Origin of the sequence: Streptomyces sp. NRRL B-24572 (assembly GCF_002156145.1) — a bacterium.
Taxonomy (GTDB): Bacteria; Actinomycetota; Actinomycetes; order Streptomycetales; family Streptomycetaceae; genus Streptomyces; species Streptomyces vietnamensis.
On the sequence record NZ_MWIG01000001.1, the window covers coordinates 1 to 23,450 of the forward strand.

The 23,450-nt window shown below is 70.2% G+C and carries 19 protein-coding genes and 1 pseudogene; 3 read left to right on the forward strand and 17 right to left on the reverse strand.

All coding sequences use genetic code 11. The annotated features are described in order from the left end of the window. From CCN56_RS45685 to CCN56_RS00040, 8 genes are all read right to left on the reverse strand, one after another. On the reverse strand, positions 1 to 135 hold a 135-nt coding region (locus CCN56_RS45685), incomplete at its 3' end, for a sarcosine oxidase subunit delta (protein ID WP_143664377.1). 11 nt (positions 136 to 146) lie between these two features. Further along, entirely contained in the window at positions 147 to 1,379 is a 1,233-nt protein-coding gene (locus CCN56_RS00010; RefSeq protein ID WP_086821860.1) for a sarcosine oxidase subunit beta family protein, read from the reverse strand. Beyond that, positions 1,376 to 2,680, reverse strand: a complete 1,305-nt coding sequence (gene glyA / locus CCN56_RS00015; protein ID WP_086821862.1) for a serine hydroxymethyltransferase — start codon at positions 2,678 to 2,680, stop codon at positions 1,376 to 1,378. Before glyA ends, CCN56_RS00010 begins: the two co-directional genes overlap by 4 nt. Positions 2,681 to 2,702: 22 nt before the next feature. Beyond that, positions 2,703 to 5,141: an FAD-dependent oxidoreductase gene (locus CCN56_RS00020; RefSeq protein WP_086821864.1), complete on the reverse strand. Its 2,439-nt coding sequence runs from the start codon at positions 5,139 to 5,141 to the stop codon at positions 2,703 to 2,705. A 205-nt stretch (positions 5,142 to 5,346) separates the two neighbouring features. After that, complete coding sequence (locus CCN56_RS00025) at positions 5,347 to 6,324, reverse strand: ABC transporter substrate-binding protein (RefSeq protein ID WP_086821866.1); 978 nt, start codon at positions 6,322 to 6,324, stop codon at positions 5,347 to 5,349. 11 nt (positions 6,325 to 6,335) lie between these two features. Continuing rightward, on the reverse strand, positions 6,336 to 8,309 hold the full coding sequence (locus tag CCN56_RS00030) for a proline/glycine betaine ABC transporter permease (protein ID WP_107484069.1): 1,974 nt from the start codon (positions 8,307 to 8,309) through the stop codon (positions 6,336 to 6,338). Then, positions 8,309 to 9,397, reverse strand: coding sequence for a glycine betaine/L-proline ABC transporter ATP-binding protein (locus tag CCN56_RS00035; RefSeq protein WP_086821868.1), 1,089 nt, complete (start codon positions 9,395 to 9,397; stop codon positions 8,309 to 8,311). The genes CCN56_RS00030 and CCN56_RS00035 overlap by 1 nt, the downstream gene beginning before the upstream one ends. Before the next feature lie 20 nt (positions 9,398 to 9,417). Continuing rightward, positions 9,418 to 10,815: an aldehyde dehydrogenase family protein gene (locus CCN56_RS00040; protein ID WP_086821870.1), complete on the reverse strand. Its 1,398-nt coding sequence runs from the start codon at positions 10,813 to 10,815 to the stop codon at positions 9,418 to 9,420. Between the two features lie 205 nt (positions 10,816 to 11,020). On the opposite strand from CCN56_RS00040, the gene purU reads away from it, so the two are divergent. After that, positions 11,021 to 11,914 carry a formyltetrahydrofolate deformylase gene (purU, locus tag CCN56_RS00045; protein WP_086821872.1) on the forward strand — a complete coding sequence of 298 codons (894 nt, stop codon included), beginning with the start codon at positions 11,021 to 11,023 and terminating at the stop codon, positions 11,912 to 11,914. A 67-nt stretch (positions 11,915 to 11,981) separates the two neighbouring features. On the opposite strand, the gene CCN56_RS00050 is transcribed toward purU, so the two are convergent. After that, a complete protein-coding gene (locus CCN56_RS00050; RefSeq protein WP_086821873.1) occupies positions 11,982 to 12,818 on the reverse strand; it encodes a 5,10-methylenetetrahydrofolate reductase in 837 nt (278 codons plus the stop codon). Between the two features lie 3 nt (positions 12,819 to 12,821). Continuing rightward, the gene (betA, locus tag CCN56_RS00055) at positions 12,822 to 14,492 is read right to left on the reverse strand and encodes a choline dehydrogenase (RefSeq protein ID WP_086821875.1); all 1,671 of its coding nucleotides are present in this window, start codon (positions 14,490 to 14,492) and stop codon (positions 12,822 to 12,824) included. Positions 14,493 to 14,642: 150 nt separating this feature from the next. On the opposite strand from betA, the gene CCN56_RS00060 reads away from it, so the two are divergent. Continuing rightward, a complete protein-coding gene (locus tag CCN56_RS00060; protein WP_086821877.1) occupies positions 14,643 to 15,440 on the forward strand; it encodes an IclR family transcriptional regulator in 798 nt (265 codons plus the stop codon). A gap of 1 nt (position 15,441) precedes the next feature. Here the strand turns inward: CCN56_RS00060 and CCN56_RS00065 are convergent, their stop codons facing one another. Genes CCN56_RS00065 through CCN56_RS00075 form a run of 3 tightly spaced genes read right to left on the reverse strand, consistent with a single transcriptional unit; the run spans position 15,442 to position 18,124 of the window. Further along, a complete protein-coding gene (locus CCN56_RS00065) occupies positions 15,442 to 16,572 on the reverse strand; it encodes an aromatic ring-hydroxylating dioxygenase subunit alpha (RefSeq protein WP_086821879.1) in 1,131 nt (376 codons plus the stop codon). 35 nt (positions 16,573 to 16,607) lie between these two features. Then, positions 16,608 to 17,762, reverse strand: a complete 1,155-nt coding sequence (locus tag CCN56_RS00070) for an NAD(P)/FAD-dependent oxidoreductase (protein WP_086821881.1) — start codon at positions 17,760 to 17,762, stop codon at positions 16,608 to 16,610. After that, a complete protein-coding gene (locus CCN56_RS00075) occupies positions 17,759 to 18,124 on the reverse strand; it encodes a bifunctional 3-phenylpropionate/cinnamic acid dioxygenase ferredoxin subunit (RefSeq protein WP_086821883.1) in 366 nt (121 codons plus the stop codon). The genes CCN56_RS00070 and CCN56_RS00075 overlap by 4 nt, the downstream gene beginning before the upstream one ends. Before the next feature lie 264 nt (positions 18,125 to 18,388). Between CCN56_RS00075 and CCN56_RS00080 the strand changes: the two genes are divergently transcribed. Beyond that, entirely contained in the window at positions 18,389 to 19,486 is a 1,098-nt protein-coding gene (locus tag CCN56_RS00080) for a haloacid dehalogenase-like hydrolase (RefSeq protein WP_306300571.1), read from the forward strand. A 62-nt stretch (positions 19,487 to 19,548) separates the two neighbouring features. On the opposite strand, the gene CCN56_RS00085 is transcribed toward CCN56_RS00080, so the two are convergent. The 4 genes and pseudogenes from CCN56_RS00085 to CCN56_RS00100 form a co-directional block, all read right to left on the reverse strand. Next, a complete protein-coding gene (locus tag CCN56_RS00085) occupies positions 19,549 to 20,178 on the reverse strand; it encodes an MBL fold metallo-hydrolase (RefSeq protein ID WP_086821887.1) in 630 nt (209 codons plus the stop codon). Beyond that, positions 20,178 to 21,266 carry an S-(hydroxymethyl)mycothiol dehydrogenase gene (locus CCN56_RS00090; RefSeq protein WP_086821889.1) on the reverse strand — a complete coding sequence of 363 codons (1,089 nt, stop codon included), beginning with the start codon at positions 21,264 to 21,266 and terminating at the stop codon, positions 20,178 to 20,180. The genes CCN56_RS00085 and CCN56_RS00090 overlap by 1 nt, the downstream gene beginning before the upstream one ends. A gap of 252 nt (positions 21,267 to 21,518) precedes the next feature. Continuing rightward, entirely contained in the window at positions 21,519 to 22,856 is a 1,338-nt protein-coding gene (locus CCN56_RS00095; protein WP_086821891.1) for a M1 family metallopeptidase, read from the reverse strand. Positions 22,857 to 22,900: 44 nt separating this feature from the next. Continuing rightward, positions 22,901 to 23,450: pseudogene (locus CCN56_RS00100) on the reverse strand (amino acid adenylation protein); the annotation flags it as partial.

Genomic DNA, 23,450 nt, shown 5'->3' on the forward strand with positions numbered 1-23,450 from the left:
GAAGAACAGGTACCGCGCCCACTCCTCGTCGGTGAGGGCGGCGGGATCCTCGGGGTAGGGCACGTGCGCCTGGCCGCCGTAGTGGAACTCGGCCTCGTCGCGGGGCCCGCACCACGGGCAGGGGATGAGCAGCATGGTTCGGCTCCCTAGTGGGCCACCGCGGCCGCGCCGTGCTCGTCGACGAGCGCGCCGGTGGTGAAACGGTCGAGCGAGAAGGGGGCGTTCAGGGGGTGGGGGGCGTCGTGGGCGATGGTGTGGGCGTAGACCCAGCCGAGGCCCGGGGTGGCCTTGAAACCGCCCGTGCCCCACCCGCAGTTGAGATAGAGGTTGTCGACCGGGCTGAGGCCGACGATCGGCGAGGCGTCCGGGCTGACGTCGACGATGCCGCCCCAGGTGCGCAGCACGTGGGCGCGGGCGAAGACCGGGAAGAGTTCCAGGGCGGCGGACATCTGCTCTTCGATGATGTGGAAGGCGCCGCGCTGGGTGTAGGAGTTGTACGCGTCGATGCCGGCGCCCATCACCAGCTCGCCCTTGTGCGCCTGGCTCACGTACACGTGGACGGCGTTGGACATGACCACCGTGGGGTGGACCGGCTCCAGGAGTTCGGAGACCAGGGCCTGCAGCGGGTGGCTCTGGAGCGGGAGTTCGATGCCCGCCATGGCGGCGAGGACCGAGGTGTGGCCGGCGGAGCACAGGGCCACCTTGCCCGCGCCGATGGGACCGCGCGTGGTCTGGACGCCGACCACCCGGCCGCCGACCACGTCCAGTCCTGTGACCTCGCAGTTCTGGATGATGTCGATGCCGGCGGCGTCCGCGGAGCGGGCGAGGCCCCAGGCCACGTAGTCGTGCTTGGCGATGCCGGCGCGCGGCTGGTAGGTGCCGCCGAGGACCGGGTACCGCACGTCCGGGGAGGTGTTGACGATCGGGCAGACTTCCTTGACCTGCTCCGCGTCCAGCCACTCGGCGTCCACGCCGTTGAGCCGGTTCGCCTCCACCCGGCGCACGCTGTCGCGGACGTCCTGCAGGCTGTGGGCGAGGTTCAGCACGCCGCGCTGGGAGAAGAGGATCGGGTAGTCCAGCTCCTCCTCGAGGCCTTCCCACAGTTTGAGCGCGTGCTCGTAGATGCCGGCGCTCTCGTCCCACAGGTAGTTGGAGCGGATGATCGTGGTGTTGCGGGCCATGTTGCCGCCGCCCAGCCAGCCCTTCTCCAGGACCGCGACGTCGGTGATGCCGTGGTTCTTCGCCAGGTAGTGGGCGGTGGCCAGGCCGTGTCCGCCGCCGCCCACGATCACCACGTCGTAGGAGCGCTTGGGCTCGGGGTCGCGCCAGAGCCGGTCGGGGTGGTCGGGGAGGTCGGCGCCTGGGGTGCTGGGGCTCATCGGGCGTCTCCGTCTTCCGAAAGGTGCGGGTAGAGCGGGTACTTGGCCGCGAGCGTCTCGGTGCGGGCGCGCAGGGCGGCCGTGTCCGGTTCGGGTTGGAGGGCCAGTGCGATCACGTCGGCGACTTCGGCGAAGTCCTCCTCCGTGAAGCCTCGGGTGGCCAGTGCCGGCGTTCCGATGCGCAGGCCGGAGGTGACCATGGGCGGGCGCGGGTCGAAGGGGACGGCGTTGCGGTTGACGGTGATGCCGATCCCGTGCAGCAGGTCCTCGGCCCGCTTTCCGTCGAGTTCGGAGTCCCGCAGGTCGACGAGGACGAGGTGGACGTCCGTGCCGCCCGTCAGGACCTTCACTCCGGCCGCGGCCGCGTCGGGCCGGGTGAGGCGCTCGGCGAGGAGGCGGGCACCGGCCAGCGTACGGGCCTGGCGTTCGGCGAACTCGGGTGACGCCGCCACCTTGAAGGAGACCGCCTTCGCGGCGATGACGTGCTCCAGCGGGCCGCCCTGCATCCCGGGGAACACCGCCGAGTTGATCTTCTTGGCGAGGTCGGCGTCGTCGGTGAGGACGACTCCGCCGCGTGGACCGCCGAGCGTCTTGTGCGTCGTGGTGGTGACCACGTGCGCGTGCGGGACGGGGCTGGGGTGCAGTCCGGCGGCGACCAGGCCCGCGAAGTGCGCCATGTCGACCATGAGGAGGGCGCCGACCTCGTCGGCGATGCGCCGGAAGGCCGCGAAGTCCAGCTTCCTGGGGTACGCCGACCAGCCCGCGATGATCATCTTGGGCCGGTGTTCCTTGGCGAGCCGCTCGACCTCCTCCATGTCGACGAGGTGGTCGGTCTCGGAGACGTGGTACGGCACGACATCGAGCATCTTGCCGCTGTAGTTGATGCGCATGCCGTGGGTGAGGTGGCCGCCGTGCGCGAGGTCGAGGCCGAGGACGGTGTCGCCGGGCTGGAGGAGGGCGAAGAAGACGGCGGTGTTCGCTTGTGCGCCCGAGTGCGGCTGGACGTTGGCGAAGCCGGCCCCGAAGAGGGACTTGACGCGCTCGATGGCCAGGCGTTCGGTGACGTCCACGTGTTCGCAGCCGCCGTAGTAGCGGCGGCCGGGGTAGCCCTCGGCGTACTTGTTGGTCGCGACCGAGCCCTGGGCCTCCATCACGGCGGACGGCGCGAAGTTCTCGGAGGCGATCATCTCGAGGGTGGACTGCTGGCGGTGCAGTTCCGCGCGGAGGGCGGCGTGGACCTCGGGGTCCAGCTCGGCCAGGGAGGTGTTCAGCACGTTCGTGCGGTGTTCGCGTGCGGTCACCGGCGGTACCTCTTCCTCGCGATCAGCCACGGAGGCGGGACATGGTCGGGTCGAACAGCGGCTCCTCGGCGACGACCGCCTCGACGCGCCGGTCGAAGTAGCCGATGTGCAGGGTGGTGCCGGGGGTGGTGAGTTCCGTCGGGAGCCAGGCGTACGCGATGCCCTTGCCGATCGTGTAGCCGTAGGCGGCGCTGGTGACGTAGCCGACCGCGCGGTCGCCTTCGTAGACCGGCTCCTTGCCCAGGACGACCGACTGCGGGTCGTCGATGGTGAGGCAGGTCAGCTTGCGCCGTACGTCTTCCCTGCGGCGCTCCAGGGCCGCCTTGCCGATGAAGTCGCCCTTGTCGGGCTTGACGGCGAAGTCGACGCCTGCCTCGTGGGGATCGTGCTCGTAGGTCATGTCGGTGCCGAAGGAGCGGTAGCCCTTCTCCAGGCGGAGGCTGTTGAAGGCCCCGCGGCCGGCGACGACGCCGCCGAGCGGCTGGGCCGCCCGCCACAGGGTGTCCCACAGCTTCAGGCCCTGGTCGGCGGTGGTGTAGAGCTCCCAGCCGAGCTCGCCGACGTACGACAGTCGCATCGCGGTGACGGGCACCGAGCCGATGTACGCGCGCTTGGCGCGGAAGTACTTCAGGCCGTCGCCCGAGAAGTCCTCGTCCGTCAGGGGCTGCAGGACCTTGCGGGCCAGGGGGCCCCACAGACCGATGCAGCAGGTGCCGGCGGTGATGTCGCGCACCTGGACCGTGCCGTCGACGGGGAGGTGTCGGGTGAGCCAGTCGAGGTCCAGGTTGCCGTTGGCGCCGACCTGGAAGAGGTCGCGGGCCAGCCGGGCGACGGTGACGTCGCTGCGGATGCCGCCGCCGTGGTCCAGGAGCAGGGTGTACGTCACCGAGCCGACCGACTTGGCGACCTTGCCGGTGGTCAGTCCCTCCAGGAAGTCCGCGGCACCCGGGCCGCTGACCTCGAGTCGCTTGAGGGCCGTCATGTCGTACATCGCGACGGTCTCACGGGTGGCCTGTGCCTCGGCGCCGACGATGGGCGACCAGAACCGTGCGGCCCAGTCGTTCGGGGTGGGGATGGTGCGGCCTTCGACCAGCCCCGCGTTGGCCTCGTACCACTGGGGGCGTTCCCAGCCGCTCGCCTCCAGGAAGAACGCGCCGTGCTCCTGCTGGCGGGGGTGGAAGGGGCTCGTGCGGATCGGGCGCGGGTCCCCTGACGGCTGGAGGGGGTGGATGATGTCGTAGACCTCGACGAAGTTCCGGCAGTCGCGGGCCAGGACGTACTCCGGGGACAGCTGGTGCGGCTCGAAGCGGTTGACGTCGCACTCGTGCAGGTCGAAGGACGAGCAGTGGCCGTCGACGAGCCATTCGGCCATGGCGCGGCCCACGCCCGCGGAGTGGGTGACCCACACCGCCTCCGCCACCCAGAAGCCCTTGACGTCCCTTGACTCGCCGAGGAGCGGGAAGTTGTCGGTGGTGAAGGAGAACAGGCCGTTGATGCCCTCCTCGACCTTGGCCTCCGCCGTCGCGGGGAGCAGCGAGCGGGTCTCGGTCCAGGCGTCCTCGAAGTCCTCCTCGGTGAACTCGAGGACCGAGGGCATGTGGTCGGCCTCGTCGACGGAGAGGATGTCGTCGGCCGAGACGGGCATCGGGCGGTGGCCGTAGTAGCCGATGCCGATGCCGTCGAAGCGGTCGCGGTAGTAGAGGTCGGCGTCCTGGTGGCGCAGGATCGGTCGTACCGCCTCCTCCGTCTGGCCCGCGAGCGCCGGGACCGGGCCGGTCCAGGCGAGCTGGTGGGCGAGCGGGGTCAGCGGGAGGTTCATGCCGGCCATGCGGGCGATCTTCGGGCCCCAGATGCCGGCGCAGCACACCACGATGTCGGCGGCGATCTCGCCCTGGTCGGTGAGGACTCCGGTCACCCGGCCCTCGCTCTGCCGGATGTCGAGGACTTCGTGGCGGGCCAGGAAGGTGACGCCGCGTTCGGTGGCCCGGCGGATCTGCGCCTCGACGGCGAGGACGGCCTTGGCGATCCCGTCCGTCGGGATCAGGAGTCCGCCGAGGACCCTGTCCCGGTTCACCAGCGGATGCCGCTCGACGCACTCGTCGGCGCTCAGCACGCGGGCCTCGATGCCCCAGGCGGTGATCCAGCCGTGGCGGCGGTGCAGTTCCGCGAGGCGTTCGGGGGTGGTCGCCACTTCGAGGCCGCCGACCTGCAGGAAGCAGGGCTTGCCGTCGACGTCGAGGGAGCAGAACTTCTCGACGGTGTAGCGGGCCAGCTCGGTCATGGTCTTGGAGGAGTTCGTCTGGAAGACCAGGCCGGGGGCGTGCGACGTGGAGCCCCCGGTCGCGGGGAGGGGGCCCTGGTCGACCACGGTCACTTCGGTCCAGCCGCGCGCGGAGATCTCGTCCGCGAGCGCCGCTCCCACGACGCCCGCTCCGATGATCACCACTCGGGGTCCCGCCATCGCCGCACCTCCGGATTCGAAACCAGTCAAGTTGCTTGCTGCGCAACATGGTTCAGGTTGCGCAACTCAATGTGCCGCTCGCGGAGAGGGGTGTCAAGGGGTCGGTGACGCCGGCGAACAGCCCGGAATACGGCAATGCCCGGAGGGCGGCGCACACAGGTGCACACCGCCCGCCGGGCATCTCGGACCGTCTTCTCGACGTGGGCTACTTGAGCCAGGCGTCGACCTTGTCGCGGTTGGCCTCCACCCACTTCTTCGCCGCCGCCTCGGGCGACATCCTGTCCACCGCGATGTACTTGGCCACGGTGTTCTGGTCGTCGTTCGTCCACGTGAAGTTCTTCACCAGGCGGTAGGCCGGGCTGCCGGACTCCGCGAACTTCGTGCTGACGATCTTGTCGAGGTCGTACACGGGATAGTCGCAGGCGATCTTCGCCGCGTCGGCGTCACAGCCCGTCGTGTACGCGGGCAGATTCACCTTGACCAACGGCACCTCGGACAGGAACCACTGCGGCTCGTAGAAGTAGCCGATCACCCATTCCCTGTTCTTCTCGGCCTTCCGGAAGGACTGGATGAGCGCGGTCTCGCTGCCCGCGTACACCACCTTGAAGTCCAGCTTCAGATTCGTCACCAGCGCCGCGTCGTTGGTGACGTACGAGGGGTCGCCGTCAAGGAGCTGACCCTTGCCGCCCGACTCGGAGGTCCTGAACTCGGACGCGTACTTGTTCAGGTTCTTCCAGTCGGTGATGTCCGGGTGCGCCTTGGCCAGCCACGGCGGCACGTACCAGCCGATGATGCCCTTGTTGCCGGTCGAGCCGGCGCTCACGGCGGTCTTCTGCTGGGTGATGTACTTCTTCTTCAGATCGTCGTGGCCCCAGTTCTCCAGGACGGTGTCGACCTCGCCCGTCCCGAAGCCCTGCCAGGCGATCTCCTCCTTCAGGTCCTTCTTCTTGACCGTACAGCCGAGGTCTTTCTCCGCGACGTACGCGACGACCGCCGCGTCCGCCTCGTAGCCCACCCACGGGTTGACCGCGAGATTGAAGGTGCCGCACTTGCCCGGGCTGCCCGAACCCGCGGAGTCGACACCGACCTTCGCGCCGCCGCAGGCGGTGAGGGTCAGCCCGAGGACGGTCACGACGGCTGCGCCGGCCGTGCCGATTCCCCACTGTCGTACCTGTGCTGCCATGCTGGTGCTCCTTACGCGCTCGCGCGTCGCGCCGCTGCCTGGGTGATCCGGTCGAACATGACTCCGAGAAGGACGATCGCGAGTCCCGCCGCGAGCCCCTTCCCGTACAGCTGGCCCTGCGAGAATCCGGCCACCACGTCGTAGCCGAGGGCGCCCGCCCCCACCAGGCCGCCCACGACGACCATCGACAGCACGTAGATCAGGCCCTGGTTGGTGGCGAGCGTCAGGGCGCCGCGTGACATCGGCAGTTGAACCTTGGTGATGATCTGCCAGGTGTTGCACCCGGCGGACACGGCCGCCTCGACGGTGGTCCCGGGCACGGCCCGCACCCCGTCCGCGATGATCTTGATGGCGACCGGCACCGCGTAGACGACCGCGGCGACGATGGCCGTGAAGCGGGTCGCGCCGAACAGCGCCAGGAACGGCACGAGGTAGACGAACGGCGGCATGACCTGCGCCGCGTCCAGGGAGGGCCGCAGCAACCGGTCCACGAGCGTGCTGCGCCCCATCCACACCCCGAGGACGACGCCGAGCAGCATGACCAGCACCGTCGCCACGAGGGTCGACGCCAGCGTCGTCATGGCGTCCGACCACAGACCGGTGCCGACCAGCAGACCCACGCACACGGCCGTGGTGACCCCGGCCCGCCAACCGCCGAGCACGGCGCCGAGTGCGATCAGCACCGCGCCGACGAGCCACCACGGGGAGTCGGTGAGCAGCGTCTGGAGCGGATTGAGCAGGCCGTTGGTGATGCCGTCGCGGAAGGCGTTGGTGAGGCCCGAGAGGTTGTCCTGCACCCAGGCGGTCGTGGTGTCCGCCGCGCGCGCGATGGAGCCGCCGATGCCGCCGTCGCCGGGGAACTCCGCCGCCCATACGTAGGTGTGCGACAGGTGGACGAGGACCGCGGTGGCCGCCGCTCCCGCGCCGAGCAGCAGCCTGCGCCACCTGAGGAGGCGGTTCTTCGAGCGCCGGGCCGTCTCCTCGCGGGCGCCGGCCGCTGTGGTGACCCGGTCGAGGACGATCGCCATGACGACGATGGCGAGTCCCGCGTTGAAGGCCGTTCCCACATCGAGCGACTGAAGGGCCTGGATGACGGTCTTGCCGAGGCCGGGCGCGTCGATCAGCGCGGCGATGGTCACCATGGCCAGGGCGGCCATGATCGACTGGTTGACGCCCATCACCACGGTCCGCTTGGACATGGGCAGCAGGACCTTCAACAGGGCCTGACGCCGTGTCGCACCCAGCGATTCGGCGGCCTCGACGGTGGTCCCGGGGACGGAGCGGATGGCGTGCGCGGTGATGCGGATCGCGGGCGGTGCCGCGTAGATCACGGTGGCGATCGTGGCGGAGGCCCCGCCGATGAGGAAGAACAGGGTCAGCGGGGCCAGGTAGACGAAGGTCGGCATCGTCTGCATGAAGTCCAGGAAGGGCGTCACGATCCGGTTGAACCGGTCGGACAGTCCCGCCCCCACGCCCAGCGGAATCGCGAACAGCAGCGCCACGAGGACCGCGGAGAGGGTGAGCGACAGGGTGTCCATGCTCTCCTGCCACAGCCCCTGCAGCCCCAGGAAGGTGAAGCCCGCCACGGCCAGGAGGGCGACCCGCCAGTTGCCCACGGCCCAGGAGACGTAGCCCGCGATGCCGACGACGCCGAGCCATCCGATCTGCGGGACGGGGCGGCCGGCGGGGGGCTGCGAGATCAGGTGCTGGACGAAGGTCACCAGGTTGTCGACGACCAGGCGGATCTCGTTGAAGAAGTAGAGGAAGAGCGGGTTGGAGTTGCGGTCCGCGCCGATCGAGTCGTTGACGTCGTTGAACCACCGGTGCAGGTCGGTGAGGTCCGCCGCCGCCAGGGTCAGGGTCTGCTTTCCGCGGAGGACCACGAAGAGCAGCAGCCAGGCGGCCAGGATCGCGGCCACCACCGTGCGCCGGCCGACCCTGCGTACGCCGGCCAGGGGGGCGGACTTCTCCAGGGCGACGGCCATCACGCGCCGCCTTCCCGCCCGGCGACCACCGCGAGGATCTCCTCGTCGCCGACGATGCCGAGCAACGTGCCGTCCTCCACGACCTTGACCGGCCTGTCGGCCGCCAGTACCGCCCGGGTGGCCTCCTTCACCACGACGTCCGGGCCCAGCTCGGGACCGTCCAGGGCGTCATGGGGCTCCACCGGGCGCATGATCCACCGCAGGGTGAGCACATCGCCGCGCGGAACGTCCTTGACGAACTCGCGGACGTAGTCGTCGGCCGGGGCGCCCACCAGCTCGTCGCCGGTGCCGCACTGGACCGTCCTGCCGTCGCGCATGATCAGGATGCGGTCGCCCAGCTTGAGCGCCTCGGAGAGGTCGTGGGTGATGAAGACCATCGTCTTGCCGACCTCGCGGTGCAGCCGGATGACCTCGTTCTGCATGTCGCGGCGGATCAGCGGGTCGAGTGCCGAGAAGGGCTCGTCGAAGAAGAGCACGTCGGGGTCGCCGGCCAGCGCCCGGGCGAGGCCGACGCGCTGCTGCATACCGCCCGAGAGCTGGTCGGGGTAGGAGTTCTCGTAGCCTGCGAGGCCGACCAGTTCGACGACCTCCAGGGCCCGCGCGGTGCGCTCGGCCCTGCTCATGCCGCGGATCTCCAGACCGAAGGCCACGTTGTCCACCACCCGGCGGTGGGGCAGCAGCCCGAAGTGCTGGAAGACCATGGAGAACTTGCGGCGCCGCAGCTCGCGCAGGCGCCTGCCGTCCGCTTCGCGGATGTCCTCGCCCTCGAAGACGAGTTCACCGGCGGTGGGTTCGATCAGTCGGGTCAGACATCGCACCAGCGTGGACTTGCCGGAGCCGGACAGGCCCATGACGACGAACACCTCGCCCTTGCGGACGTCGAAGTCGACGTCGCGGACGGCGGCGGTGCACCCGGTGCGGTCCATGAGCTCGCGGCGGGTGAGGCCGCGCAGCTCCTCGGAGCCCGGTACCTGGTCGGCCTTCGGCCCGAACACCTTCCACAGCCGGCGCACGGAGATGACCGGAGTGCCGTACGAATCCTGGTGCGCGCCGTGCCGCTGCGACACCTCGGTCTGCGTTGGGGTCATGGTCGACCTCTCTTCGGCATTCAGCCGCGGAACCAGTGCTGCGGCCGGGGTTGGATGTTCTGCCAGATGTGTTTGGGCTCTCGGTACTCGTCCAGACCGGTCGGTCCCAGCTCCCGGCCCACGCCCGAGTGCCCGAAGCCACCCCATTCCGCTTGCGGCACGTAGGGGTGGTAGTCGTTGATCCACACCGTGCCGTGGCGCAGCCGCCGGGCGACCCGCTGGGCCTTGCCGGCGTCCTGCGTCCACACGGCTCCGGCGAGTCCGTACTCGGTGTCGTTGGCGATGCGCACGGCGTCGTCCTCGTCGGTGAAGCGCTCGACGGTGAGCACGGGTCCGAAGGACTCCTCGTGCACGACGCGCATGTCCTGCCGGCACTCGTCGAGGACGGTCGGCGGGTAGTAGAAGCCGCCTTCGAGGGCCGGGTCGTCGGGCCGTTCACCGCCGCAGCGCAGTACGGCGCCCTCGGCGNNGTCGAAGGGCCCGCCGAGGCGGATCCGCCGGGCGCGGCGGACGACCTCGTCGACGAACCGGTCGTGCAGCGAGTCCTCGACGATCAGCCGGGCGCCGGCCGAGCAGACCTGTCCGGAATGCAGGAAGACGGCCGTGAGGGCGAAGTCCACGGCCGTCTCGAAGTCGGCGTCGGCGAAGACCACGTTGGGGTTCTTGCCGCCGAGCTCCAACGCCACCTTCTTCACGGTCGCCGCGGCGGCGGCCATGATCCGCTTGCCGGTCTCAAGGCCGCCCGTGAAGGAGACCATGTCGACGGCGGGGTCCTCGGAGAGCGGGGCGCCCGCCTCGGGCCCGGCGCCCAGGACGAGGTTGGCGGCGCCGGCCGGGAGCCCGGCCTCCTCCAGCGCCTTCATCAGCAGGATCGAGGTGGAGGGGGTGAGTTCGCTGGGCTTGAGGACGATCGTGTTGCCGGCGAGGAGCGCCGGGGCGACCTTCCAGCTCGCCTGCAGCAGCGGGTAGTTCCACGGGGTGATCAGTCCGCACACGCCGATCGGCTCGTAGACGACGCGACTCACGGCATCGTCGCGGCCGGTGTCGATCACACGTCCGGCGTCGATGCCGCCGATCCCGCCGTAGTAGCGGAAGCAGGAGACGACGTCGGCGATGTCGTACTCGCTCTCCACCAGCCGCTTGCCGGTGTCCAGCGACTCGGCGCGGGCGAACTCCTTGGCGTCGCGCTCGATGAGGTCGGCGGTGCGCAGCAGCAGCGCGCCGCGCTCCCGCTCGGAGGTGCGCGGCCAGGGGCCCTCGTCGAAGGCCCGGCGGGCCGCGGCGATCGCCGCCTCGGTGTCGGGGCGCGTCCCTTCCGAGACCGTCGCGGTGAGCGAGCCGTCAGCGGGACAGCGGATCTCCCGGCACCCACCGGCCACCGGATCCCGCCATTCCCCAGCCACATACAGGTCTGCCACGCGCCAAGCCCTTCAGCCGAAATGCGTTGCGCATCATGCATTCAATTGCTTGTGGTGGAACACCTTGGCGAACCTGCAGACCTGCGTCAAGAGGGCGGCGCATGACGATTTCGCCGGGTCGGCACTTGCGCAACCACCCTTGACCACAAGGGGAGTCGAGCCGACCATGTTGCGTATCGCTCACTGTGTTGTGCATGACGCACCAATGGAGGTCGCTGTGTCCCCCAAGTACCCCCGGCCGCAGCCCGGCCGTGAATACGTCCTCACCCTCTCGTGTCCCGACAGCGCCGGACTGGTCCACGCGGTGAGCGGCTTCCTCGTCAGGAACTCGGGAAACATCGTGGAAAGCCAGCAGTTCGACGATCGGCTCCAGGGCCGTTTCTTCATGAGGGTCCACTTCGACGTCTCCGACCCGGACACGAATGCGAAAACCCTGCGTTACCGATTCGGGCCCGTCGCCGAGGCCTACCGCATCGACTGGACCCTGAGCGAGGCGTCGACCCCGACCCGGACGCTCATCATGGTGTCCAGGTTCGGCCACTGCCTCAACGATCTGCTCTTTCGCCGGCGCACCGGCGCCCTCAACATCGAGATCCCGGCGATCGTCTCCAACCACCGGGACTTCGAGGGACTTGCGGAGACCTACGGCATCCCCTTCCACCACATCCCGGTCACCAGGGACACCAAGGCCGAGGCCGAGGCGCGCCTGATGGAGCTGGTACGCGAGCTGGACATCGACCTGGTCGTGCTGGCCCGCTACATGCAGATCCTCTCCGACGACCTGTGCAAGCAGCTCGAAGGCCGCGCCATCAACATCCACCACTCCTTCCTCCCCAGTTTCAAGGGCGCGCGCCCGTACGAGCAGGCGTACGCCCGCGGCGTGAAGCTCGTCGGCGCGACGGCGCACTACGTGACACCGGACCTGGACGAGGGACAGATCATCGAGCAGGACGTGGTCAGGGTGGACCACTCGCTCGACCCCGGGGACCTGGTCACGGTCGGACGGGACGTGGAGGCACAGGTCCTCGCGCACGCGGTGAAGTGGCACAGCGAGCGCCGCGTCATGGTGTACGACAACCGCACGGTGGTCTTCCGCTGAGCGGTACGGCGTGAGGGGGCGGGGCCGGAAGACCGGCCCCGCCCCCTCACGCGTACGACGCCCGCATTCAGCTTCCGAGCCGGTCGATCGCGGCACGGCGCCACCGTTCCGTCTCCGCGATCTGGTTGAACGTGAACAGGTGCAGCCCGGCCACCCCCGCCGACGGCGCGGTGAGCGCCGCCTCGCCGCGCGTCAGCAGCCTGTCGGGCGAGTACCCGCCGGGCGTCGCGAACCGCAGGAACCACGAGGCGTGCCTGGTCAGGAAGCGCGTCGACTCGCCCACACCGATCTTCGTCGCCATCGCCAGCAGCTTCGCCCGCTGCACGGGCCCCGCGACGCCCAGGTGGACGGGCAGGGTGACGTCCCGGCGCCGTATCCGGGCGATCCACTCCCCCAGCACCCGCGGGTCGAAGCAGAGGTTGCTCACGATGTACGTGGCGTGCTCGCGCTTGTCCCACATGGCCTGGACGGTGACGTCGTCGTGGATGAGCGGATGGCTCTCGGGATAACCGGTGACGCCGACGCGGGCGAAGGGCCTGCCCAGCTCGCTCAGCCTGCGCAGCACCGGCAGCGCCCCGTCGTAGGCCCCGGCCGGCGGATCGGCGTCGCCCGCGGGGACGAAGACGTCGTCCACGCCCGCCTCGCGCAGCCGATCGACGACGTCCTTCAGGTGCACCTCGTCCCGCAACAGTCGTGCGGGCACGTGCGGGACGACGCGGTAGCCGTTCACCGCGAGCCGGCCGGCGAGGTCGAGGGTCGGCTCCAGACCCTTGACCGGCGACGCCGTCACGGTGACGACGACGTCGCGCGGGACGTGGGCGAGGACCTTGTCCTCGGTCGCCTTCGCGGGCAGCACCTCGTAGCGGACGCTGTCGAGGAGCGCCCTCAGTCCGGCGGTGGCCAAGGTCTACCCGACCTGCTTCCGGGCGTCACGGAGGCGGTAGTACGCGGCCTTCGACGGCGCCTGCGGCTCCTTGCCGAGGATCAGGTCTGCGGCCTTCTCGGCGATCATCATGACCGGTGCGTAGATGTTGCCGTTGGTGACGTACGGCATCACCGACGCGTCGACCACGCGGATGCCTTCCAGGCCGTGCACGCGCATGCTGGTGGGGTCGACGACGGACATCTCGTCGGTGCCCATCTTGCAGGTGCAGGACGGGTGCAGGGCGGTCTCGCCCTCCTTGGCGACCCAGGCGAGGATCTCCTCGTCCGTCTCGACCTCCGGGCCGGGCGAGATCTCCCCGTCGTTGTACGGGGACATCGCGGGCTGGTTGAGGATCCTGCGGGAGACGCGGATGGCCTCGACCCACTCCCGGCGGTCCTGCTCGGTGGAGAGGTAGTTGAAGCGCAGCGCCGGGTGCTCGCGCGGGTCCTTGCTCTTGATCTTCACCGAGCCGATGGCGTCGGAGTACATGGGGCCCACGTGCACCTGGTAGCCGTGGCCGCCGGCCGGCGAGGAGCCGTCGTAGCGGACCGCGACCGGCAGGAAGTGGAACATCAGGTTGGGGTAGTCCACGTCCTCGTTGCTGCGGGCGAAGCCACCGCCCTCGAAGTGGTTGGTGGCGGCCGGACCCTTGCGGAACAGCCACTGCAGACCGATGAAGGGGGCCCGCCACTTCGCCATGTACGGCTGCATGGAGACCGGCTGCCTGCAGGCGTACTGGACGTAGACCTCCAGGTGGTCCTGCATGTTCTCGCCGACGCCCGGCAGGTCGTGGACGACGTCGATGCCGAGGGCGCTCAGCTCCTGCGCGTTGCCGACGCCGGAGAGCTGGAGCAGCTGCGGGGAGTTGATCGCGCCGCCGCACAGGACGACCTCCTTGGCGCGGACCTGCTGGAGGGCGCCCTTGCCGCGCCGGTACTCGACGCCGACGGCCTTCTTGCCCTCGAAGAGCACGCGGGTCACGAGCGAGCGGGTCCTGACGGTGAGGTTGGGCCGCTTCATGACCGGCTTGAGGTACGCCTTGGAGGCCGACAGGCGGCGGCCCCGGTGGACGTTGCGGTCGAACTTGGCGAAGCCTTCCTGCCGGTACCCGTTGACGTCGTCGGTGGGGGCGTAGCCCGCCTCCTGGGTGGCCTTGAAGAAGGCGTCGAAGAGCGGGTTGGTCGCGGGACCGCGTTCGAGGACGAGGGGGCCGTCGTGGCCGCGGAACTCGTCGTCCGGGTCGGCGGCGAGACAGTTCTCCATCCGCCGGAAGTACGGCAGGCAGTGGGCGTAGTCCCAGGTCTCCATGCCGGGGTCGGCGGCCCAGCGCTCGTAGTCCATGGGGTTGCCGCGCTGGAAGATCATGCCGTTGATGCTGCTGGAGCCGCCGAGCACCTTGCCGCGCGCGTGGTAGATGCGCCGGCCGCCCATGTGGGGCTCGGGCTCGGACTCGTACTTCCAGTCGTAGAAGCGGCTGCCGATCGGGTAGGTCAGCGCCGCGGGCATGTGGATGAAGACGTCCCACGGGTAGTCGGAGCGGCCGGCCTCCAGCACCAGCACCCGGTTCGCCGGGTCCGCGGAGAGCCTGTTCGCCAGTGCGCTGCCGGCCGATCCGCCGCCGACAATGACGAAGTCGTATTGCAGGGGAGCCATAGTGCCTCGTCTCGCTCGCGCCGTAGATATGCGGGGCATGCTAATCCGGTATCGCAATGCGCACCAGGTTGCGAACAACGCAACTTGAAGGGTTTTCATTCGGGCTTCGAGGCTTGCGACGACGTTGTTTACCGCGCGTATAGTTTCGCCATGAGCAACCACAGCCAAGACAGCGAAGCGTCGAACTCGCCGGCCGGTGGAGTGCAGTCGGTCGACCGCGCCATCAGCGTCCTCGAGATCCTGGCCCAGCGCGGTGAGGCGGGCGTCAGCGAGGTGGCCGCCGAGATCGACGTCCACAAGTCGACCGCGTTCCGCCTGCTCGGGGCGCTGGAGGCGCGCGGTCTGGTCGAGCAGGCGGCCGAGCGGGGCAAGTACCGGCTGGGCTTCGGGATCGTCCGCCTGGCGGGGGCGGTCACGGGCCGTCTCGACATCACACAGCAGGGCCGCCCGGTCTGCGAGCGTCTCGCCGAGGAGATCGGCGAGACGGTCAACATCGCCGTCATGCAGGAGCACTACGCGATCAACCTCTGCCAGGTACGCGGCCCCGGGGCCGTCACCGCGCACAACTGGGTCGGCCAGCTGACCCCGTTGCACGCCACCTCCAGCGGCAAGATCCTGCTGGCCCACCTGCCCGCCGAGGAGCGGGCCGCGCTGCTGGCCGAGGCGGGCCTGAAGAAGTCCACTCCGCACACCCTCACCTCGAGGACGAAGCTGGAGAAGAACCTCGCCGAGGCCCGCGAGCGCGGCTACGCGTGGACCCTGGAGGAGCTGGAGATCGGCCTGCACGCGATGGCCGCCCCGATCCGCGGCCGGGACGGCACGGTCATCGCCGCGCTCAGCGCCTCCGGGCCCTCGTACCGCTTCACCGAGGAGCGCCTGCACGAGCTCTCCCCGGTGCTGCTCAAGGGCGCGGAGGAGATCAGCCACCGGATGGGCTACATGGGCTGAGTCACGCCTGGGGGGTGCCCAGGCGCTCGTTCACCCAGTCGTGGAAGGCCCCGATGTGGTGCTCGCTGGGCACCAGCACGCCACCCTTGGCGTACATGCGGGAACTCATGCCGGGCTGCGTGCGCTCGCACGCGTCGAAGTCCTGACGGTTGACCCGGTCGAAGAGTTCCACGGAACGGCTGACGTCCTTGCCGCTCTCGACGACGTGCGGGAGATAGAGCCAGTCGCACTCGACGATCGTGCGGTCGGCGGCCACCGGGTACATCCGGTGGAAGATGACGTGGTCGGGGATGAGGTTGATGAAGACCTGCGGCTTGACGGTGATCGCGTAGTAGCGGCGGTCCTGTTCCTCCGTCACCCCGGGGATGCGGTCGAGGCCCTCGGAGCCGTCGACGGTGAAGCCCTGGATCTCCTCGCCGAACTCGGCGCCGTGGCCGACGTAGTACTGGGCCGCGTAGCCGTCCGCGAACTCGGGGAGCACCTCGGTGAGTTCGGGGTGGATCGTGGCGCAGTGGTAGCACTCCATGAAGTTCTCGATGATGAGCTTCCAGTTGGCCTTGACGTCGTAGACGATCCGCCTGCCGACCGAGAGGTTCTCGACGTCGTAGCGCTCGATCGACTCCAGGTCGCCGAGGCGGGTGACGGCCGCGCCGATGACGTCCTCCTCGAAGGAGGGCGGGTTCTCCGCCAGGCAGACCCAGACGTATCCGAGCCATTCACGAACGGCCACGCTCACCAGGCCGTACTCGGTGCGGCCGACGTCGGGCATCTTGGTGAGGTTGGGCGCGGCGACGAGCTTGCCGTTCAGGTCGTACGTCCAGGCGTGGTACGGGCACTGGAAGGCCCGCTTGACCTCGCCGGTCTCCTCGGTGCAGAGCTTGGCTCCGCGGTGCCGGCACACATTGAAGTAGGCACGGATGGAGTTGTCCCTCGCGCGGGTGACGAGGATGCTCTCGCGGCCCACGTCGACGGTGCGGAAGGCGCCGGGCTTCGCCAGTTCCGAGGCGCGCGCGACGCAGAACCACATGGTCTCGAATATGCGCTCCTGCTCCTGGGCGAAGATCGCCGGATCCGTGTAGGAGGAACCGGGGAGGGTGGCGATCAGGCTGTCCGGCAGACCGGTCGATGTCACGGTGCACTCCTCTGGATACGTCGTGGAGGGGTCGTTCACGCGGTGAACTGCTTGCGCCAGCGGGTGAACAGCCGCGGCTGGTTCATCCCGAGCACGGCGACCGGCGTGCCGGCCCGCCGGTAGACGGCGAGGAAGCTGCGCTCGTCGGTGGCGCCTTCCTCGACCGTGACGCTGTCGGCCCCGGCGGCGTGGCCGACGAACTGGATCCTCACGCCGTACTGGTCGGACCAGAAGTACGGCGGCCGGGGCACGCCCGGTTCCGTCGCACCGTGCGCGAGCAGCGTGGCCACGGCGGCGGCGGGCCGCTCCAGCGCGCCGGTCCAGTGCTCGACCCTGCGGTGGCTTCCGGTGTGCGGGTCGTACCAGTTCGCGCAGTCGCCGACGGCGACCACCCCGGCCAGGCTGGTGCGGCCGTCGGTGCCGCACGTCACGCCGTTGTCGAGCGCGACGCCGGAACCTTCCAGCCATTCGACGCACGGGCGGGCGCCCACGCCGACGACGACGGTGTCCGCGGGCACGCTGCGGCCGTCCTCAAGCAGGACGGCGTCCACCCGGCGGTCCCCGCTCAGCCCCTTGACGCCCACGCCGCACAACAGCCGTACTCCGTGGTCGGCGTGCAGCGCGGAGACGACGCCGCCCATGGTCTCGCCGAGCGGACCGGCCAGCGGGGTGGGGGCCGCCTCGATCACGGTGACGTCGAGGCCGAGGGCGTACGCGGTGGAGGCGACCTCGGCGCCGATGAAGCCGCCGCCGATCACCACCAGCCTTCCGCCGCGGACCAGTTCGTCCCGCAGGGCGCGGGCGTCGTCCAGGGTGCGCAGCGTGTGGACCCCGGCGAGGCCCTCGCTCCCGGGCAGCGTGCGCGCCGCCGCTCCGGTGGCGATGACGATGCCGTCGGCCCGCACGGTACGGCCGTCCGCGAGCCGCACCGACCGGTCGGCGCGGTCGAGCCCGGTGGCCCGGACGCCCAGCAGCCACTCGGCGCCGAGATCCTCTCCGTCCGCCTCGAGGGCGAGGTCGGCCTCGCCGGTGCGGCCGGCGAGGAACTCCTTCGACAACGGCGGCCGGTCGTACGGGCGGTGCGGTTCGTCCCCGATGAGGACCAGCCGTCCGTCGTAGCCCTGCTTCCGCAGCGCTCGCGCGGCCGACAGTCCGGCCAGGGAGGCGCCCACGACGGCCACGGTCCTCACGCCGGGCCTCCGGCGCCGAGCCGGGCCGCGACGCAGGGGGGCAGATGGGGCGCGGCCTCGGAGGGACGCACGTAGATCATGCCGTCGTCGACGACCACCTGGTGGGTCCGGACGGGCAGTTTGGCCGGCGGAGCGTCGACCGCCCCGGTCCGCAGGTCGAACTTGGAGGCGTGCAGCGGACATTCGACCTCGCACCCTTCCAGCCAGCCGTCCGCGAGCGAGGCGTCCTGGTGCGTACAGGTGTCGTCGATGGCGAGGACCTCGCCATCCTCGGTGTGGAACACCGCGACAGGCGGCTCGATATCGAGCCGATAGGCCTCGCCGCGCGGCAGATCCGCGAGTCGGCACACGGGAATCATCATGACACCTCGGTCGCGTGCGTAGCGTATAGCGAAACGGATTGCGTTTTACGCAACTCAGTCTGGAGGTGGCCCCATACCTTGTCAAGGAGTCGAACGCGGCGGCGGGGCAGGCGAAGAAGGCGGTCGCGAGCCTTGACGCGACAGGCCCGACACCACTTCACTCTGGGGACCAAACAGTGCACTGCGTTGCGTATCGCACAACTCATCTCCCCCGACTTCCGGAGCCGATGCCGCATGCGCGTACCTGCTCGTCCCCTTCTCGCCGTGACCGCGGCCGTCCTGTCGGCGGTCCTCACCGGCGCCACGGCCACGGCCGCCCGCACCACCGCGGTCCCACCCGTCACGGCCGCGGCCGACACCTCCGGCCGGCCCGCCGTCGAGCTGGCCGACTGGCCCCGGGCCCAGGGCGACCAGCTCGAAAAGCTCATCGGCAGGTTCGAAGGCCGGGGCCGCTACGCCGTCTTCGACGCCGACAACACCATCTGGCGGTACGACCTCGAGGAGTCGCTGCTGCCCTTCCTCGAAATGAAGGGCGTGCTCACGCCGGACACCGTCGACCCCTCGCTGCGCCTCGTACCGTTCCGGGCGGGCGAGAGCCTCTACGGCTACTACAACCGGCTCTGCGAGATCGACGACAAGGTCTGCTACCCGTGGATCGCCCAGGTGTTCTCGGGCCTGACGCTCGGCGAGCTGAAGCGGTACGTCGACGAGCTGTACGCCTACGGCAAGCCGATCCCGGTCAGCTACGACGACGCCGGCAAGACGGTGCACGGCACCGTGAACCCGCCGCACATCTACGCGGGTCAGCGCGAGCTGATCCGCAGCCTTCGGGAACACGGCATCCGCGTCTACGTGATGACCGCCGCCCACGAGGAACTCGTGCGCATGGTCGTGTCGGACCCGAAGTACGGCCTCGACGTCCCGCCGGAAAACGTCATCGGCGTCACGACGCTGCTCAAGGACCCCGAGACCGGCCGCCTCACCACCGCGCGCAAGCAGATCGAGCAGGGCACGTTCGGCGCGGAGTACGGCACCGAGCGCTACCGGCGGCAGGTCGTCACGCCCTATCTGTGGACCCCGGGAACCTGGTACGTCGGAAAGCTCGCCGGCATCCACGACTACATCGCGGAGTACGAACGGCCGGTCCTCGTCGCCGGCGACTCCCCCAGCGACTGGTGGATGCTCTTCTACTCCGACGCCGGGGCGGGCGGCGCCCGCCTGTGGGTCGACCGCAAGCAGGCGTACACCGACCGGCTGGAAACGGAGAAGGAGAAGCGGTCCGCCGAGCAGAAGGCGGCGGGCGAGACCGTCGACGCGGGCCGGGAGTGGGTGACGGTCAAGCCGGCGGAGATCGGCGGCTGACGGGCGAGGCGGGCGGAGGGGGTGGGGAGCCGCGGCTCCCCACCCCCTCCGCCCGTGGGCCCCTAGTGTCCGCGCGCGATCCACTCGTCCAGGTGGGGCGCCTCGGCGCCGACCGTCGTCGGGTCGCCGTGCCCCGTACGCACCACCGTCGCCGCCGGCAGGCTCAGCAGCCGGTCCCGGATGGAGTCGATGATCGTCGGGAAGTGGGAGAACGACCGGCCGGTCGCGCCGGGCCCCCCGGCGAACAGCGTGTCCCCGGAGAAGACCGTGTCAAGGCCCGGCGCGTACAGGCAGACCGCTCCCGGTGCGTGTCCCGGTGTGTGCAGCACGGTGAGCTCGGTGCCCGCCACCGACAGCACCTGGCCGTCGGCCAGTTCGCCGTCCGGCGACCGCTCGGGGTGGGTCTGCTTCCACAGCCGCAGATCGTCCGCGTGGAGCAGGATCGGCGCGCCGGTCCGGTCGGCGAGTTCGGGGGCGGCGCCGATGTGGTCGTTGTGCGCGTGGGTGCACACGATCGCGCGCAGGGTGCGTCCACCGAGGGCCCGGACGATCGCCTCGGCGTCGTGCGCCGCGTCGATGACGATCGCCTCGGTGTCGTCGCCCACGATCCACACGTTGTTGTCGACGTCCCAGGTGCCGCCGTCCAGCGCGAACGTCCCCGAGGTGACGAGGTGTTCGACACGGGCCGCCATCAGAGGACCACCACCGAGCGCAGCACGTCGCCGTGGTGCATCCGCTCGAAGGCCTTCTCGACCTCGTCCAGCGCGATGGTCTCCGTGACGAAGGCGTCCAGGTCGAGGCGGCCCTGGAGATGGAGGTCGACGAGCATCGGGAAGTCGCGGGACGGCAGACAGTCGCCGTACCAGGAGGACTTCAGCGCGCCGCCGCGGCCGAAGACGTCGATCAGCGGCAGCTCCAGCTTCATCTCCGGCGTGGGCACACCGACCAGGACGACCGTGCCGGCGAGGTCGCGGGCGTAGAACGCCTGCTCGTACGTCTCCGGGCGGCCGACGGCCTCGATGACGACGTCGGCGCCGAAGCCTCCGGTGAGCTCGCGGATCGCCTCGACGGCGTCGGCGGTACGGGAGTTGACCGTGTGGGTGGCGCCCAGCCGGCCGGCGGTCGCCAGCTTGCGGTCGTCGATGTCGACCGCGATGACCTTCGCGGCGCCCGCCAGCTTCGCCCCGGCGACCGCCGCGGCCCCGACACCACCGCAGCCGATGACGGCGACCGAGTCGCCGCGGCCGACGTTCCCGGTGTTGATCGCGGCGCCGATGCCGGCCATCACCCCGCACCCGAGCAGGCCCACGGCGGCGGCCGACGCGGCCCGGTCGACCTTGGTGCACTGTCCTGCGGCGACGAGGGTCTTCTCGGCGAAGGCACCGATTCCCAGCGCCGGGGACAGCTCCTGCCCGGTCGAGGCGAGGGTCATCTTCTGCTTGGCGTTGTGGGTGGCGAAGCAGTACCAGGGCCGTCCCCGCAGACAGGCGCGGCACTGGCCGCACACCGCCCGCCAGTTGAGGACGACGAAGTCGCCGGGTGCGACATCGGTGACGCCCTCCCCCACCGACTCCACGACGCCCGCGGCCTCGTGACCCAGCAGGAAGGGGAAGTCGTCGTTGATGCCGCCCTCGCGATAGTGCAGATCGGTGTGGCAGACCCCGCAGGCTTCGATCTTCACCAGCGCCTCGCCCGGGCCGGGATCCGGCACGATGATCGTCTCCAGGCTGACGGGGGCGCCCTTGCCCCGCGCGACGACAGCACGGACCTGGTGCGTCATGACCACTCCTCGGCTGATACGAGACCTGAGCAGACGTTGCTCATTACGACACGCATCTCACGTGCCGCAACAAAGCATCGTGGAGCGCCAACGGGAGGTCAAGGAGTCGACGCGCACCGCACCGCAGCCGAAGAACGCCGGGATCGGTCCCGGCCATGGAGCGGCTCCGCGGCGCGGGGTTCCTCGCTTCCCCGGCGCGCGCCGGCTCCTGCTCGACAGCGGAGACGTACGGGGTGATCTGGAGGGGATGACCTACGGCCTGCCCGGCGGGACCGGCAGCGGGGGAAGGGAGGGCTCGTGGAGCCAGGATCCGAGCAGGCCGTCCAGCGGCTCGGCCGCGTAGCGGGCCACATGGGCGGCGAAGCTCGCGGTGGTCACGACGCCGTGGCGGTTCACGCCGGCCCAGTCGCGCAGCATGCGGAAGAACGCCCCGTCACCCAGAGCGCAGCGGATCGCGTGCACCGCGAGGCCCCCGCGCTGGTACAGGCGGTCGTCGAACATCAGCTTGCGGCCGGGGTCGGCAAGGACCAGGTCCTGCGGCTGCGAGGCGAGCAACCGGTGTGCGGCGAGCGCCAGTTCCTGCGCGGTGCGACCGCCGGAGCGCTCCGACCAGAGCCATTCGGCGTACTTCGCGAAGCCCTCGTTCAGCCAGATGTGCCGCCAGTCGGCGATGGTCACGCTGTTGCCGAACCACTGGTGAGCGAGCTCGTGGGCGATGAGCCGCTCCGAACCCCGCACGCCGTCCACGTGGTTGGCGCCGAAGAGGGAAAGACCCTGGGCCTCCACCGGCACGTCCAGCTCCTCGTCGGCGACGACGACCGCGTACTCGCCCAGGGGGTAGGGGCCGAACAGTTCCTCGAAGAGCCGCATCATCGCGGGCTGCCGAGCGAAGTCCCGGGAGAAGTCCGCCAGCAGATGCGCCGGTACGTGGGCGCTCTGCGGAACACCGCCGAGTCCGGGGTCGCCGAGCAGCACGGTCTGGTACATGCCGATGGACAGGCCGACCAGATAGCTGGAGGTCGGGGCGGTCTGCTCGTACACCCAGGTGGTCGTGGAGGCCTTGGTCGTCCGGGTGAGGAGGCGGCCGCCGGCCACCACCGCGTACGCGGAAGGGGTGTTGACCGAGAGCAGGTAGGAGGCCTTGTCGGCCGGCCGGTCGTTGCAGGGGTACCAGGAAGGCGCGCCGACCGGCTGGCTCGCGACGAGTGCGCCGTCGGTCAGTTCCTCCCAGCCGAGGCCGCCCCAGGGGCTGCGCACCGGCTTGGGGTTGCCCGACCAGTGCACCTCCACGGTGAAGGCGGCGCCGGCGGGGAGGGGCTTGGCCGGCCGGATGCGCAGTCTGCCGCCGCGGTGGGTGTAGTGGGGTGCCCGGCCGTTCACCTGGACCCGGCCGACCTTGAACTCGGCCAGGTCGAGGGCGAACTCGGTGAGCTGCGCCCGGCCGACGATCGCGCTGATCCGGGCCGTCCCGGCCAGCCGGTTGGGGCCGGGACGGTAGTCCAGGGTGATCTCGTACCGGTGCACGCGGTACCGGGAATCGCCGTTGGCCGGAAAGTACGGGTCCGACGCCGTTGTCCTCTGGCCGCTCACTGCCGCTTCCGCTCCCTGCGCTGCGCTCGTACGCCGTAGCCCCTTCAGGCCCGCCACGCCTCGATCGGATTGCCCAGCCAGCGGGTGTCGGCGGGGACGGTTTCCCCGGCCATCACGAGAGAGGCGGGTCCCAGTGTGCTGCGGGCCCCGACCGTGCTTCCGGGCAGGACGATTCCGTTCGGACCCAGGGTGGCGCCCTCGCGGAGGACCACAGTATCCGTCCTCAAGATCCGGTCGTGGAAGAGATGCGTCTGCAACACACAGCCGCGGTTCACGGTGACGGCGTCGGCAAGGGCCACCAGGTCCGTCTCGGGAAGCCAGTAGCTCTCGCACCACACGCCCCGGCCGATCCGGGCCCCCAGACCACGCAGCCACAGGGTGAGGAGCGGGGTCCCCGGCACCGATCCGGCGAGCCAGGGCACGGCCAGGACCTCGACGAACGTGTCGGACAGTTCGTTGCGCCACACGAAGCCGCTCCACAGCGGGTGCTCCCCCGTCCTGTGCCGGCCCACCAGCAGCCATTTCGCGGCCACGGAGACCACCGCGGCGGTCGCCCCGGCGGCGAGCAGGACCGCTCCGGACAGCAGCGCGGCC

What these genes read in the sequence shown, in the direction of transcription:
- CCN56_RS00025 (WP_086821866.1), bottom strand. Translation starts at nt 6,324, where the DNA reads ATGGCAGCACAGGTACGACAGTGGGGAATCGGCACGGCCGGCGCAGCC.
- CCN56_RS00010 (WP_086821860.1), bottom strand. Translation starts at nt 1,379, where the DNA reads ATGAGCCCCAGCACCCCAGGCGCCGACCTCCCCGACCACCCCGACCGG.
- betA (WP_086821875.1), bottom strand. Translation starts at nt 14,492, where the DNA reads ATGGCTCCCCTGCAATACGACTTCGTCATTGTCGGCGGCGGATCGGCC.
- CCN56_RS00035 (WP_086821868.1), bottom strand. Translation starts at nt 9,397, where the DNA reads ATGACCCCAACGCAGACCGAGGTGTCGCAGCGGCACGGCGCGCACCAG.
- CCN56_RS00075 (WP_086821883.1), bottom strand. Translation starts at nt 18,124, where the DNA reads ATGATGATTCCCGTGTGCCGACTCGCGGATCTGCCGCGCGGCGAGGCC.
- CCN56_RS00060 (WP_086821877.1), top strand. Translation starts at nt 14,643, where the DNA reads ATGAGCAACCACAGCCAAGACAGCGAAGCGTCGAACTCGCCGGCCGGT.
- purU (WP_086821872.1), top strand. Translation starts at nt 11,021, where the DNA reads ATGGAGGTCGCTGTGTCCCCCAAGTACCCCCGGCCGCAGCCCGGCCGT.
- CCN56_RS00030 (WP_107484069.1), bottom strand. Translation starts at nt 8,309, where the DNA reads ATGGCCGTCGCCCTGGAGAAGTCCGCCCCCCTGGCCGGCGTACGCAGG.
- CCN56_RS00020 (WP_086821864.1), bottom strand. Translation starts at nt 5,141, where the DNA reads ATGGCGGGACCCCGAGTGGTGATCATCGGAGCGGGCGTCGTGGGAGCG.
- CCN56_RS00085 (WP_086821887.1), bottom strand. Translation starts at nt 20,178, where the DNA reads ATGGCGGCCCGTGTCGAACACCTCGTCACCTCGGGGACGTTCGCGCTG.
- CCN56_RS00090 (WP_086821889.1), bottom strand. Translation starts at nt 21,266, where the DNA reads ATGACGCACCAGGTCCGTGCTGTCGTCGCGCGGGGCAAGGGCGCCCCC.